The 13624-nt window shown below is 70.5% G+C and carries 10 protein-coding genes; 6 read left to right on the forward strand and 4 right to left on the reverse strand.

Annotated features, from left to right (window positions below):
• Positions 1-25 precede the first annotated feature (25 nt).
• Positions 26-934, reverse strand: a complete 909-nt coding sequence (locus Q0Q23_RS03305) for a 1-phosphofructokinase family hexose kinase (RefSeq protein ID WP_295119251.1) — start codon at positions 932-934, stop codon at positions 26-28.
• Positions 931-1863, reverse strand: a complete 933-nt coding sequence (locus Q0Q23_RS03310) for an ROK family protein (RefSeq protein WP_295119551.1) — start codon at positions 1861-1863, stop codon at positions 931-933. Before Q0Q23_RS03310 ends, Q0Q23_RS03305 begins: the two co-directional genes overlap by 4 nt.
• A gap of 383 nt (positions 1864-2246) precedes the next feature.
• Here Q0Q23_RS03310 and Q0Q23_RS03315 point away from each other — a divergent pair, with 383 nt between their 5' ends.
• From Q0Q23_RS03315 to Q0Q23_RS03330, 4 genes are all read left to right on the forward strand, one after another.
• Positions 2247-3488 carry an extracellular solute-binding protein gene (locus tag Q0Q23_RS03315; protein WP_295119253.1) on the forward strand — a complete coding sequence of 414 codons (1242 nt, stop codon included), beginning with the start codon at positions 2247-2249 and terminating at the stop codon, positions 3486-3488.
• A gap of 7 nt (positions 3489-3495) precedes the next feature.
• Entirely contained in the window at positions 3496-4452 is a 957-nt protein-coding gene (locus Q0Q23_RS03320; protein ID WP_295119255.1) for a carbohydrate ABC transporter permease, read from the forward strand.
• Positions 4449-5351, forward strand: a complete 903-nt coding sequence (locus Q0Q23_RS03325; RefSeq protein WP_295119257.1) for a carbohydrate ABC transporter permease — start codon at positions 4449-4451, stop codon at positions 5349-5351. Before Q0Q23_RS03320 ends, Q0Q23_RS03325 begins: the two co-directional genes overlap by 4 nt.
• 135 nt (positions 5352-5486) lie before the next feature.
• Complete coding sequence (locus Q0Q23_RS03330) at positions 5487-6731, forward strand: hypothetical protein (RefSeq protein ID WP_295119259.1); 1245 nt, start codon at positions 5487-5489, stop codon at positions 6729-6731.
• 34 nt (positions 6732-6765) lie between these two features.
• On the opposite strand, the gene Q0Q23_RS03335 is transcribed toward Q0Q23_RS03330, so the two are convergent.
• Complete coding sequence (locus Q0Q23_RS03335) at positions 6766-9168, reverse strand: helix-turn-helix transcriptional regulator (RefSeq protein ID WP_295119262.1); 2403 nt, start codon at positions 9166-9168, stop codon at positions 6766-6768.
• Between the two features lie 194 nt (positions 9169-9362).
• Between Q0Q23_RS03335 and Q0Q23_RS03340 the strand changes: the two genes are divergently transcribed.
• A complete protein-coding gene (locus Q0Q23_RS03340; RefSeq protein ID WP_295119265.1) occupies positions 9363-11168 on the forward strand; it encodes a DUF4012 domain-containing protein in 1806 nt (601 codons plus the stop codon).
• Between the two features lie 89 nt (positions 11169-11257).
• Positions 11258-11908 carry a hypothetical protein gene (locus tag Q0Q23_RS03345; RefSeq protein ID WP_295119268.1) on the forward strand — a complete coding sequence of 217 codons (651 nt, stop codon included), beginning with the start codon at positions 11258-11260 and terminating at the stop codon, positions 11906-11908.
• Between the two features lie 137 nt (positions 11909-12045).
• Here Q0Q23_RS03345 and Q0Q23_RS03350 read toward each other — a convergent pair whose 3' ends face one another.
• On the reverse strand, positions 12046-13557 hold the full coding sequence (locus tag Q0Q23_RS03350) for a family 20 glycosylhydrolase (RefSeq protein WP_295119271.1): 1512 nt from the start codon (positions 13555-13557) through the stop codon (positions 12046-12048).
• Positions 13558-13624: the final 67 nt, after the last annotated feature.

A 13624-nucleotide genomic window follows, 5' to 3' on the forward strand; every position in this document is an offset into this window, starting at 1 on the left:
CTCCGGTCGGTCGGCGTTCGCGGGGTCAGGCGAGTACGAGGCGGGCCTCGTACTCGGGGAAGGCGGGGTCGAGCTCGCCCGCGAGCGGGGCGACGACGGCGGCGGCCGACCAGGCGGTGGCGCGTCGCACGAGGGTCTGCGGGTCGGCGACCCCGGAGGCGAGCGCGGTCGCGACCGCCGCCACGGCCGCGTCCCCGGCCCCGGTGGCATTGCCCCTGAGCGGCTGCGGCAGTCGCGCGGAGAAGACGTCCGTCGCGGTCACCGCGAGCATCCCCTCGGCGCCCAGCGAGACCAGGACCAGCCCGGCTCCGGCGGTGAGCAGGGCGCGCGCGCCGACGACCGGATCGTCGGTGCCGACGGTGTCGGCGAGCTCGCGACGATTCGGCTTGAGGACGTCGGCGCCGGCTTCGGCGGCGGCGAGCAGCGGCCGGCCGGTCGCGTCGATGACACTGGGGACGCCGCGCCGGCGGGCGACTGCGACCAGGTCGGCGTAGAACCCGTCGGGCGCGCCGGGCGGGAGGCTGCCGGAGCCGACGATCGCCGTCGCCGGCACGGCGAGCCGCTCGACGGCCTCCGCCAGTGCCGTCCACTCGGTGGGCGACAGCCCGCCGCCGGCCTCGTTGAGGATCGTCGTCACCCCGGAGCCCTCGTCGACGATCGCGACGCTGCTGCGCGTGGCCGCGGCCACCGGGATGAGCTCCGACGGAAGTCCTGCCGCTTCGAGGTCGTCCGCGAGCCGCAGCCCGGCAGCGCCGCCCGCCGTCGTCAACGCGAACGCGGCGCCGCCCGTCTGCGCGATGACCCGTGCGACGTTGAGGCCTTTGCCCCCGGCACGGGCGGCCGGCGCCTCGACGCGGTGCGTCTCGCCCGGCTCGAGCGCCGCGACGCGGTAGGTGAGGTCGATCGCGGGGTTGGGGGTGACGGTCAGGATCATCGGGCTCCCTCGCGGACGGGTGCGGCGACCGGAGCGGACAGAGCCTCTCGTGCTCGCAAGGCGGCGCCGATCACGCCGGCGTTCTCACCGATGCGGGCCGCCAGCAGCGCCGGCCGCCGGTGGAAGGTCAGGATGCCGTCGAGGCGCTGGGCGAGCGGGACGAACAGGTCGTCGCCGGCCTGGGCGAGCCCGCCGCCGATGACGATCGCCTCCGGGGCGAGCAGCGCGACCGTGTGCGACAGGTCCAGCGCGAGGGCGTCGAGGGCGGAATCCCAGATGGCGCGGGCCGCCGGGTCGCCCGCCGCCGCGCGCTCCAGGACCTCCCGCGATCCCGAGGCCGGAACGCCGCTGAGCGCGGTGTAGCGGCGCGCGATCGCGGCTGCTGAGGCCACGGCCTCCAGGCAGCCGCGTCCCCCGCAGGCGCAGTCCGGGCCGTCTGCGACGCGGGAGTGCCCGACCTCCCCGGCCATGCCGCCGCCGGTGAAGAGCGTCCCGTCGATGAAGATCGCTGCGGCGATGCCCGTGCCGATGGCCATCACCACCACGTCGCGGAACCCCTTGGCGGCTCCCAGCCGGTACTCCGCTTCGCCGGCGGCGCGCACATCGTGGCTGAACGAGACCGGAAGCGCGAGCGCGCCCGCAGCGCGTTCCCGGAACGGGTAGTCGCGCCAGCCGAGGTTCTCGGCGAGCACACCGACGCCGCGCGCCTCGTCCACGTGACCCGGTACGACCAGTCCTGCCGCCAGCGGCTCGATCTGCGGGTGTGTGCGGCGGAACTCGTCGCGCAGCGCGGCGGCCGCCGCCACCACAGCGTCACCGGTTTCCGCGCCGGCCAGCGGCGTGGGGCGCCGGAGGAGCTCGACGATACGTCCGGAGGCGTCCACCAGGGCCGCTTTGAGGTCGGTGCCTCCGACGTCGAACGCCAGCACCGGATGCCCGGCGCCCAGCCGGTCATCGAGTCGGTCGTCGAGTCGGTCGTCGAGTCGGGGGTCGGACGCCACTGCTCACTCCTCTGCGACGACGGTTCGGTCGTCTCAATGATTGCTTATGAGCGTAACCGTTGTCTAGTGATCATTTTCGATCGCCGCACCCGGCGGCGGAGGAGATCGGGCATGCCGTGTTTCCGATATGTAAAGAAGTTGAACAAATTCCTTGACGCGGCCCGCGCGATGCGCAAGTATTCGAGCAACCAATGAGTGCATCTGATTGTTTTTGCTCAAAACAAATCACGAAGCATCATCCAGGAACGCACCGTCGCGCACCGCAACAGTCCTGCGACGGTCGTGACCCAGAGCGAGAGTGAGGAAAGTCGATGAAGAAGTCTGTGCGGTGGGGAGCCACTGTCGCCACGGCGGCGGTCGCCACCCTGACGCTCGCGTCCTGCGGGTTCAGCGGGGGATCGGGCGGCTCCGGCGGCAGTTCCAGCAACCTGAATCTGATGGTCGCCAGCTACTCCGACAACACCAAGGCCGAGTGGCAGCAGATCATCAAGGACTTCGAGGCCAAGAACAAAGGCGTCACGGTCAACCTCGACGTCGAATCGTGGACCGACATCAACAACGTCATCAAGACCAGGATCCAGGCCGGCAAGCAGCCCGACATCCTGAACATCGACGCGTTCGCCGGATTCGCAGCAGACGACCTGCTCTATCCGGCGAAGGACATCGTCTCGGCGAAGACCCTCGACGACTTCCAGCCGGCGTTCAACAAGAACGCCAGCATCGACGGCACCCAGTGGGGTCTGCCGTTCATCGCCTCCGCCCGCGCACTGTTCTACAACAAGGACGACTTCGCCAAGGCCGGCATCGCCGAGCCCCCGAAGACCTGGGCCGACTTCGAAGCGGACGCCGCCAAGCTCAAGGCCGCCGGGGTCACCCCCTACGGCATGCCGCTCGGCTCCGAAGAGGCGCAGGCCGAGACCGCGATCTGGTTCTACGGCGCGGGAGGCGGCTACGGCGACCCGAAGACGCTGACCATCGACAGCGCCGAGAACGTCGCGGGCGCGACCGAGATGCAGAAGATCATCAACCAGGGCTTCACGGAGGCGAACCCCGGTTCGACCAACCGCACCCCGCTGATGAACGTCTTCATCCAAGGTCAGCTGGGAATGCAGATCGGCCTCCCGCCGATCGTCGGCCAGATCAAGGACAAGAACCCGTCGCTCAAGTACGGGATCGCACCGATCCCGACCAAGGACGGCTCCTCCTTCACCCTGGGCGTCGCCGACCACCTGATGGCCTTCAAGAACAAGACCGACAAGAAGGACTCGATCAAGAAGTTCCTCGACTACTTCTACTCGCCGGCGGTCTACACCAAGTGGGTCGGCGAGGAGGGCTTCCTTCCGACGACCAAGTCGGGCGCTGACTCGATGGGCTCCGACGAGACCATCAAGCCGTTCCTCGACCTGCTGCCGAACGCCAAGTTCTACCCGTCGACGAACCCGAACTGGTCGGCCGCCCAGGGCGCCATCCAGAGCCAGATCGGTCAGCTCGGGCAGGGCGCCGACCCGTCGACGCTCCTGAAGTCCATCCAGGCGAAGGCCATGGGCCAGTAGCAGCGGCATGAGCTCGACCATCGAAACCACCACGGCGGGGACGGCCACCGGCCGTCCCCGCCGCGGAGCGCCACCGGCCCGGCACGGCAACTCCACCACGCTGTGGAACGCCGTGCCCTGGACACTGCCCGCTCTGATCCTCATCTTCGGCGTGGTGCTGTTCCCCGCCGGCTACATGATCTTCAACTCGACGCGCAAGATCTCGGTCGCCGGCGTCGACCACGGGTCGGTCGGCCCGCAGAACTACGTCACCGTGCTCTCGCGCCCGGAGATCCCCGGCATCCTGCTCAACACCCTCATCTGGGTCGTCTCGGTCGTGGTCATCACGGTCGTGATCTCCTTGGCGCTGGCGCAGTTCCTCGACAAGAGCTTCCCCGGGCGCCGCTGGGTTCGGATGGCGATCATCGTCCCCTGGGCTGCGAGCGTGGTCATGACCACGACCGTGTTCGTCTACGGCCTCGACCCGTTCTACGGCATCATCAACAAGTTCCTGGTCGACATCCATGTGCTCGCGCAGCCGTTCGGCTTCACCAAGGAGCCGGTGCCGGCGTTCCTCTCGTCGATCGCGATCGCGGTGTTCGTGTCGCTTCCCTTCACGACCTACACGATCCTCGCGGGCCTCGCCGGAATCCCGGGCGACATGCTCGAAGCGGCTAAGGTCGACGGCGCAGGCGCGGTGCGGTCGTACTTCGGCGTCACCCTTCCCAACCTGCGGGCGGCGATCGCGCTGGCCAGCCTGATCAACATCATCAACGTGTTCAACTCGCTGCCGATCCTCAAGCTGATGACCGGGGCGATCCCCGGGTACAAGGCGGACACCACGACCACCTATGTGTTCAAGCTGCTGCAGAACGAGCAGCGCATCGACCTCTCGAGCGCGCTCAGCGTGATCAACTTCCTGATCGTGCTCGTGGTCGTGGCGCTCTACCTGTGGATCGTCAAGCCGATGAAGGAGGTCTCGTGACCGCACCGGCACCCGTCGCACTCTCGGGCCACGGGCCCGCCTCGACGGCAGCTCCGCGCCGACCCCGCTCGCGCTTCTCATGGCGCCTCACGGGCAAGGTGATCGCGGGCATCGTGATCGCCCTGGTCTTCATCGCGCCCTACCTGATCATGCTGGTCGGCTCGTTCAAGAGCAGGGACAACATCCTGGCCGTGCCGCCGACCTACCTGCCGACCCAGTGGCACCCCGAGAACTACCTCACGATGTGGTCGACGCCCGAGACGCCCCTCCCGCTCAACCTCATCTCGACGATCGTCATCTCGGTGTTCGCGACGGTGCTGGTGCTCGTGGTCTGCGTCCCGGCGGCGTACTACACGGCGCGGTTCCGCTTCCCCGGGCGGGGCGTCTTCCTCTTCCTCGTCATCGTGACCCAGATGCTGCAGCCCACCGTGCTGGCGACGGGCCTGTTCAAGGAGATGGTCGCGCTCGGCATCAACGACACCTGGCTCGCGATGATCCTCGTCAACGCGGCGTTCAACCTCGCCTTCGCGATCTGGATCATGCACACCTTCTTCGCCGGGGTGCCGAAGGAGGTCGACGAAGCGGCCCAGCTCGACGGGGCAGGAAAATGGACGGTTCTCCTGCGGGTGCAACTGCCGTTGGTGTGGCCCGGGATCGTGACGGCGATCATCTACACGTTCGTCGCATCCTGGAACGAGTTCGCGGCCAGTCTCGTGATCCTGTCCACCGACGCCAACCAGCCGCTGTCGGTGGCGCTCACCAAATTCGTCGGCCAGTACGACGCGGCGTGGCAGTACGTGTTCGCGGTGTCCATCGTCGCGGTCATCCCGGTCGTCATCCTGTTCGCGCTCATCGAGAAGCGGCTGGTGGGCGGCCTGACAGCGGGCAGCGTCAAGTAACCGCGCCCTCTGACCTCCTGCCGGGGGCACCCGCGCGTGTGGCGCGACGCGGGTGCACCCCTCGGCTTCCTTCCCTCTCCAGGCCGGGATGTCGACCCCCTCGCCGCGGGTGCTCGCGGGGGTAGCATCGGATCGATGACGGCCGGTACCTCCAGTTCGCTGCGCCCGGCGGATCCCGCTGGTCCCGCGCTCGATGTCGGCCATGTGCGGCTGTTCGGCCGGGACGTCGTGTGGTGGGCGGGCATCCTCGGCGTCTACGCGGTCTCACGCGTCGTCACGACGGTGTTCATGTTGACGCTCTACCTCGTCGCCGGCGTCATGCACTGGGAGGGGGGCAGCCCGCAAGCCCACCCCACCTTCCTCGGATTCGCCGGCACCTGGGATGCCTCGTACTACCGTCGCATCGTCGAGCACGGGTACCCGGCGACGCTTCCGACGGACGCCGACGGTGACGTGCAGCAGAACGAATGGGCGTTCCTCCCGCTGTACCCGCTCGTCGTGCGCGGCCTCATGGCGGCCACCGGGCTCGGCTTCGCGCCGGCCGGCGTTCTCATCGCGGTGTTGTGCGGGGCAGGGGCGGCGCTGGTGCTGTACCGGCTCGTGGCTTCGCGCGTCGGAGCGGTGAGCGGCCTGTGGGCCGCGGTGTTCTTCAGCTTCGGCCCGCTGTCGTTCGTCCTGCAGATCGCCTACGCCGAGAGCATGTTCTTCCTCCTGCTGTTCGGCGCACTCTGGGCGATCATGGCGCGCCGGTACTGGGCGATGATTCCGCTGGGGGTGGCAGCGGCCTTCACACGCCCCGGCGAGCTCGCCCTGCCGCTGACGCTCGGCATCGTCTACGTGATCCGAGCCCTGCGCGCGCGTCGCGGCAGCGCGACGTTCGGCGCCCGCGAGCGCGTCGCGATGATCGTGGCTGGAGCCGTCACGGCGGTCGCCGGCCTGGCGTGGCCGCTGGTCGCAGCCTCGGTCACCGGGACGCCAGGGGCCTACGTCGAGACCGAACTGTCCTGGTGGACGGGGTTCATCGGCCGGGTCGCTTTCGTCCCGCTGACGCCGTGGTTCCTCTTCACCTGGCGCTATGCGAGCGTCGCGGGCGCACTCCTGGTCGTCGCGGTCATCGCCGGATACGCCTGGCTGCTCAACCGGCCGAGCGTCCGGGCGCTCGGGACCGAGGTCGTCGCGTACGCCTCCAGCTATGCGCTCTACCTCTTCGCCGTGTTCCTGCCGCAGCAGAGCCTGTTCCGGCTGCTGATGCCTCTTGCGCCGCTCGCCGGAGCTGCCGGCCTCACGCACAACGTGCGCGCGCGACGCATCGTGCTCGTCGCGGGGGTCGCACTGCAACCGGTCGCGCTCGTCCTGCTGTGGTTCATCGGTTACCCTTGAGCGCCTTTCGCGGACCGGCGTTCATCGGGCTCGTTCACACTTCCCCGGCGAGCGCGAGCGCGGCGAGCTCGCGCCGATCCCGCAGCCCCAGCTTGCGGATGATCCGGGCAGCGATGCCCTCGACCGTGCGGGCGCTGAGGTGCAGTCTCGCCGCGATCTCGCGGTAGACCAGGCCGTCGGCCACGAACCGGACGATCTCCCGCTCTCTGTCGGTCAGCACGACAGGTGTCGTGAAGAAGCCGGTGTCGTCCCTGCTCGCGGTGGCGAGCCGTGCGAGGCCGACCGCGCGGAGGCGGCGTGCGAGCGCGCCGGGGGCGTCGTCGTCGTGCCGCGTGCGAGCGACGACCTGCGCGAGGTGAGCGTCGAACAGCTCCGACTGCTGGCCGGCGACCAATGCCCTCGCCTCCTCCACCCCGTCCTCGCCGGCGGTGTGCTCGAGCGCGGTGAGCAGCGCGAAGGCGGCCGCCGCCTCCTGCTGGTTCGTGCGGAGCCGGCCCGCCAGCCTGTGGAGCAGTGCGGCCGCACGGTCGGAACGACCCCGACCGGCAGCGAGTGCGGCGTCGATCCAACCCAGTGCCGCCTCGGTGGCGGTCGACTGCGGGGCCGGGGCCGGGGCCGCGGCGAGCTCGGAGCGGATGCGCTCGGCACGCGCGAGGTCGCCCTCGCGCGCTGCGATGACGGCGGCGAGCCCGCGGAGTCCGGCTTCGACGGCCGAGCCGGGAACCGGCGGGGCGCCGAGGGCGCCCACCATCGCGATCGCATCGGCGGCATCCTCCGTGCGGCCCGCGATGGAGTGGCTCAGGCCGGCGGCGAGGCTGTGGAGTCGCCATGCCGCGACGTCCAGGCGTTCCCGGGCATCGGCCGCTCCGCGTGACGCCCACTTGATAGCCTCGGCACTGCGTCCTGCCCCGAGGAGCGCGAGACCGTGCAGGCCGTCGGAGAGCGAACGGGCGATTGCGCAGGGGAGCGTGCGGATCCGCTCGTGAACGTGGAGTGCGTCCGAGAACCGGCCGCGCTGGAGGGCGACGGCCTGGGCTGCGAGGAGACATCTGGCGCGAACGGCCGGCGGCAACTCGGCCTCGTCCTCCGGGCGGTGCCCGTGAGGTGGGCCGGCGGTCGTCTGCGGCATCGCGCCGACCTCCGCGGCGAGCAGGGCCACGACGGCATCGGCGGCACGTGAGTACGGGCGGCCCAGCGCGGCGGCGGCAGCGTGCAGGGCGGTGGAGGCCGTCGCGAGGTCTGTCCCGCTCCCGAGCGCGCGGCGGGCGCGCAGCTCGGCCAGGGCCAGGAGCGCGAGAGGGTCGTCTCCGGACTCGTCGGCGCACGCCAAGACCGCATCGAGGTCGTCCGCGCCGCCAGGGGCCACGCCGCTCGGCGCCATCAGAGCCCGCGCCAGGGCGAGCGCCGACCGGGGCGTCGGCGAGCGCCGCCATGCCTCGGCTGCGGCTGCACGGCGGGCATCGGCCTTCTCGTGGACGAGCTGAGCGAAGAGCGCTTCGGGAGCGGGGGCGGTGTCGTTGGCGCGTCGGAAGTGCTCGCGCAGCAGGGGAGGATCGAGCACGAACCTGTTCCTGCCTCCGTGGTCGATGGTCTTGACGATGCCGGTCGTCAGGAGCCCGTGCAGTGCCGTGTCCGGACGCGCGCAGAGAGCGGCGGCCTCGTCGGCCGACGCCAGCGCGATGGCTTCGGCGGCCGATCTCTCGGTGGGTGTGAGGTGGGCGAGGTGGTCGGTCGCCAGTCCGCGCAGCGATGGACTCCAGAGCTCTCCGTCCGCTGTCCAGATTCCGTCGCGCCGCGCGATCGTTCCCTCCACCACAGCGACCTGGACGGTGGAGAGAGCGACCCCCACATTGCCGAAGGTGAGGGCGTAGAGGCGGCTCATCGTGGCGGCGTCGAGGGGAGAGCCGAGGCGGCCGGCGACTGCCGCCGCCAGTTCGTCGTAGGAAAGCGACGGCAGCTCCACGACATGACCGGAATCGCCCGCCACCACCGGACGGGCGCGCGTGCGCAGCACCGGCGTGCCTGTCGCGCGCCGAACCGCGTCGATGGCGCCCGTCGACGCATCGTCGACGAGATCGGCGTCGTCGACGAGGACGACGGCGCCGCTGCGTGCGACGGCCCCTGTCAGCACGTCGATCGCGTGCTGCAGCGGGGAGGCGGCGCGGCGTTCCTGTCCTGCGCCCGCGCCCAGCCCGGCCGCGTGCAGCGCCGCCAGCGGCGTGGCGGCGAGCGACCGCACGCCGTTCACGCGGACGGCCGGACGCTGGGCGCTGGACGCGGAGGCGGCCACGGCCTCGACGATGCTCGTCCGCCCGCTGCGGCGGGGACCCACCACGTCCACGTCCATCCCGGCGGAGAGCAGAAGTTCGCGGGTGAGCGCGAGTGCGCGTTCGCGTCCGACGAGCTGCGGCGCGGCTGCGGTGGGGGAATCGGTCAACGGCGAACTCCGGGGGTGAAGGAACGGTAGAGATCAGACTTGCACGCAAGTAATACGCAGAATGCCAATTCCAGGCACGTAATGTCGCGGACGGGCCACGGTTTGTGGGTGGGGAGGCCCGTTGTTCTCCGGATTCGCGGGTCCGCGCCGCATGTCGGACGACAGCATGGATTCGTACTGAAGGGACCCGAGGCATGAGCGATCGAGTACGCCGTCGAGTGACGGCGCCGCGCTCGGCGAAGACGAGGCGCATCGTCCTCGCCGTCGTCGGCGCCCTGGTGCTCGTGGTCGTCGGCTCCGCGGCCTGGATCGGCGTGCGCCTGGCGATGTCGTACGGGCACCTCTCCGTCGCGAGGGCGGAAGCCGCACGCATCGTAGCGTCGGTATCCGCCGATCCTGCCGCGGCAGCAGCCTCGCTCGACCGGCTGCGCGGCCTCGACAGCCGCCTGGGCGACGCGCGCGAACTGACGTCCGACCTCGTGTGGCGCTCCGCCGAGGTGCTCCCATTCGTCGGCGACGATCTCCGTGTGTACCGCCTGACCGTCGAGGCCGTGGCGATCGCGGTCGGCGAGGGGCTGGAGCCGGCCGCCGCCGACTTCTCGACGCTCGCGACCTCCGTCTCGCTGTCCGCCCACACCGTCGATGTCGGAGCCGTCGCCTCGACCGCGGGCAGCCTCCGTTCGGCCGCCGACGCACTGGGGCGCAGCGAGAACACGCTCGCCAGCGCCCAAGCGGACGCGGAGTCGGGAGCGCTCGTGGCGGAACTCGCCTCCGGCGTGCGCGAAGCGCGCGAGCTGGTCGGCGGCCTGCACGCCACGGTCTCCGATCTCTCCATCGCGGCCGAGGTGCTGCCCGCCGCCCTCGGCGCCGAGGGCGCCAAGCGCTATGCGATCCTGTTCAACAACAACGCAGAGCTCAGGACGACGGGCGGAATCGCGGGCGCGATCTCCGAGCTGACGACCGAATCCGGTCGATTCGAACTCGGCCGCCAGCTCGTGCCCGATGACCTCAACCCGGGCGAGGGCGACGGGATCGCGGTCTCGCCCGAGGAGCGCGCGTTGTTCGGCGTTCAGCTGGGCGAGTACATCCAGAATGTCAACCTGACCCCCGATTTCGCGCGGGCCGGAGAGTTGACTTCCGCCCACTGGCGCAACTCTCAGGGCGTTGCGCTCGACGGGGTGATCTCGATCGACACCGCCTCGATCTCGCATCTGCTCGGCGCCACAGGGCCGGTGACCGTCGCGGGCCTCCGGCTCGACTCCCACACGGCGACGGACGTTCTTTTGACGCAGGTCTATCGCGAGATCGGTGACCGCGCCCAGCAAGACGCGTTCTTCGCCGAGCTGACGCGTGTCGTGTTCGACAAGCTCTTCAGCGGCTCCACGCCGCTCGTCGCGCTCGCTAAGCAGTTCGGCGCCGCAGCAGGCGAGGGTCGGATCTCCGTCTGGTTCGCCGACCCGCGACTGCAGGGCGTGACGGCAGGCGGCCCGCTGGGCGGCCCGCTCGCGCAGCTGCGCGACGACGGGGCACCTGTCGGGGTGTTCTTCGCCGACGGCACGGCCGGGAAGATGGACGGGTATCTCGAGGGGACGGTCACCGCGACCTGCTCGGCGAAGAAGGACTCCCGGTCCATCGCGGCGACGGCCACCCTCGCCTCCACGGCACCGGACGACATCGCGACGGCGCCGTGGGTGGTCACGGGGCCGGGAGTGAGCGGTCTGCCCACAGGGCACATCCGAACGATGGTGCAGATCGTCGGAACCGACAGCCTCCGTCCGGTGCGCACCACCGTCGACGGCGAGGAGGTCAGCACGACGACCCGCATGATCGGCGGCAGCCCGGTCGTGGTCGCTCTCATCGACCTCGCACCAGGCCAGGTGTCGGTCGTCGAGACCGAGTTCACCGTCCTTCCCGAGCGCACCCCCCGTGTCGACCGAATCATCGCGACGCCTACCGCCACCCCGTTCGAGCACTACGCCGAGCGCGGAACCTGCGGCTGATCGGACCCGGTCCGATCAGCCGTTCCGACCCACACAGAACCGTTCCGACCCACACAGAACCGTTCCGACCCACACAAAAGGAGAACCCCATGCGAAAGACGATCTTCGGCGGCCTCGTCGCCCTAGCGGTGGCCCTGGCGCCGGCCGCAGGTGCGAACGCCGCACCATACCCGCCCGGCGCGGGCGACGCACTCCACGGCACGCTCAGCTCGCTCGTCGGCGCGCCCGGCGACACGATCACCTACACCGCGGCGCCAGAGACCTACGCCGCCGGTGAGACACTCACCCAGAAGATCCGGGGCGTCGAGGCGCACACCATGACGCTGGCATCCCTGAAGACCGCGCCGGCGACAGAAGGCACGTTCGCCAAGCCCGCGGCGGCCGACGGGTCGCACACCTTCACGTTCGTCATCCCGATGAGCGCTCAGGACGGCGACCAGTACGAGCTCGACGTGATCCTCGCCTCCGGCGAGGTGTGGGACCACTTCGTGGTCACGACCGTCGTCCGCGCGGCGGGATCGACCGATCCCGGCACGGGTGACGGAACGGGCGCCGGCACCGGCACCGGCTCGGGCACAGGCTCGAGTTCGGCCTCCGGTTCCGGCTCGGGCGGTTTGGCGATGACCGGCTCGGACATCGCCGTCACCGGCATCGCGACGGGTGCCGTCCTGCTGTTCGTGGGCGGTCTCGTGCTTCTCATCGTCCGTCGCCGTCGTGCGCGAGCCGGCGCCGCGGCCTGATCAGACCTGACGAGCACGAGGCGACGAAGGCCACGTCACGACCGTGACCTCGCTCGGCGGTGAGCCGGCGGCCCACCGGGGTCGCCGGCTCACCGCTGTCGGGCAGGGAGCCGTGGTACGGACCGATCACGCACGCGTCAGCCGACGACGACCTCCGGCCACGGCACCCCGGGCACCCGTCGGTACGACGTGCCCGACGCATCCCAGTGCTCGGCGAGGCGCCCGACACGGGAGGCGAAGTCATCGAAGTCGCGCGCCGTCTCGACGGCTCCGGTGTCGGCGGGCGCAGACGACCAGCCGATCTCGGCGATCGCGGCGATGCGCGGGAAGACCATGTCCTCCACCTCCTCGACCGTCGCGATCGTCTCGGTCCAGAGCGGGGCTTCGACGCCCAGGATGTGGGCGTCGCCGAGCCCGGGGACGATCCGGGCCGGATCCCACTCGTACGAGCTGCGCAGGTCGGTCGGCCCGTCAGCCCAGTCCTGGCCGATCACGTCGCCCTCCTCGTACACGATGTCGAGGTAGGCGACATCCGCCGGGGACATGATCACCGCGCCGCCGCCGCGGACGAACGAGAGCGTCTCCTCGGCGGCGCCGTTCTGCGGTGTGCGGAACGACCAGTACTGGCCCACGGTCCCCGTCGGGAGCTCGGCGCTGCGGCCCATCTCGTGCCAGCCGATCGGGATCTTGCCCGACTCGGCGACCGCCTCCGCCGCCTGCCGGATGAAGGTCAGGAAATCCTGCACCGGCGTGCTCAGGCACTCGTCCCCGCCGATGTGCAGGTACGGTCCCGGAGTGAGGGCGGCGAGCTCCCCTATCACGTCACGGACGAACCGGTCGGTCACCGGGTCGCCGGTCTGCAGAGTGCTGAAGCCGACCTCCGACCCGGTGTACAGCGCCGGTGCTACGCCGTCCGGGTTCAGCTCCGGGTACGACGACAGCGCAGCGTTCGTGTGGCCGGGCATGTCGATCTCGGGCACGATCGTGACGCAGCGCTCCGCGGCATAGTCGACCAGGTCGCGGTACTCGCCGGCTGTGTAATATCCGCCGCGGCTGCCATCGCTCCCCGTCGATCCGCCGTGGCGGGTCAGCTCGGGCCATGATGCGATCTCGATCCGCCAGCCCTGGTCGTCGGTCAGATGCAGATGCAGGTGGTTCAGCTTGAGCAGAACGATGGCATCGATGAACCGTTTGACGTCGGCCGGCGGGAAGAAGTGGCGGGCGACGTCGAGCATCGCGCCCCGGTACGCGAAGCGCGGATGGTCGCTGATCCGCACGGCCGCCACGGTCAGCGGGTCGCCGTCGCACACGGCCGGCACCAGCTGGCGAAGCGTCTGCACGCCCCAGAACGCGCCGGCCGCGGTCGCCGCGCCGATGCGGACGCCCTCGGCGGCGACGTCCAGGGTGTAGCCCTCGGCAGCGTGGCCGGCGGGGCCCTCGTCGTCGGCGATCACGATGGCGATGTCACCGAACGCGGGAGGCTCGTGCACGACGGCGAGGTCGCGTCGGCAGTCCGAGGCCAACTCGTCCCGCAGCAACCGCCCGACCACGTCGGCTCCGGAGCCCGCGACGATGATCCGTGCGCCGGGGAGGAGGGTGAAGGGCGCGTCGCCCGTGTTCTCGAGCAGGGCGGGGCGCGGCACGACCACGGATGCTCCTCACGACGTCAGGGGGATACTCGGGGTGTCGGCCGGCACTGCCCGCCCGCGGGACGGC

Source organism: uncultured Leifsonia sp. (assembly GCF_945957465.1).
Lineage (GTDB): Bacteria > Actinomycetota > Actinomycetes > Actinomycetales > Microbacteriaceae > Leifsonia.